This is a genomic window from Bradyrhizobium sp. Leo78, assembly GCF_059512425.1.
The window spans coordinates 1-705 of record NZ_JCAMOT010000169.1; the positions used below are offsets into that span (position 1 = coordinate 1).

Sequence of the window (705 nt, forward strand, 5' to 3'; positions counted from 1 at the left end):
TTTGGTTCCCGGCTTACCGGTCGCGCCACGCGGCGGCGTTACGCGCTTCGTGCAGTCAAGCAACGGCGTCACCAAGCGTCATTCCGCATGGCTGTCATAACGACCTACAGACCGACATTAGGCGGCCCGGGATAGCGAGCGCCTCTTCTGGCGGAGATATCGCGTAATCTCGGGCAAGATCGCATTCAGTACCCTGTCCGGGGCACGCCGCCCTTGCGGCCATCTCGACGCCCTGGTGCATGTGGTCGAGCTCGGCAATCGAGTGCGCGTCCGGATTGATGCTTAGCATGCAGCCGAACTCGAGGGCCGCCTGGTGCCAGCGCCAGTCCAGCTCGAGCCACCACGGGTGAGCACCCAGTTCACGCAACTGAAGCTTCCTAGAATTTCAACGTCGTGCGCAGGCCGAAGACCGCCGCGTTCTTAAGCGCTCGGCCCGACATTGGACCGGTCGGGTCCGTCGCTCCGCCACCCGGCCGGATGATGTATTGGAAATTGGCCTGGAGGGTCCAGCCGTCCCGCAGCTGATACTGATACACCGCCGTGAGGAGTCCTTCGGAGCTGCGCACCGGCCACGCCGGGCCGGCGAGTGCGCGATAGTCAAAGTCGAGCGCCTGGGCTCGCTTCGAGACGTGCGCGTAGCCCGCCGCGATCCCGAACTTGTCGTCCGGCCGTTTGTCGCTGAGGCCGATGAATTCGAGGCCGGCG

1 protein-coding gene and 1 pseudogene are annotated in these 705 nt (G+C 64.7%); both read right to left on the bottom strand.

Going from position 1 to position 705, the window contains the following annotated elements; all coding sequences use genetic code 11:
• Window positions 1-117: 117 nt before the first annotated feature.
• A pseudogene (locus AC5ZG1_RS44105) lies at window positions 118-361 on the bottom strand (DNA polymerase/3'-5' exonuclease PolX); the annotation flags it as partial.
• Between the two features lie 16 nt (window positions 362-377).
• Window positions 378-705, bottom strand: a 328-nt coding sequence (locus AC5ZG1_RS44110) for a carbohydrate porin (protein WP_496136527.1), incomplete at its 5' end; no start/stop codon positions are given.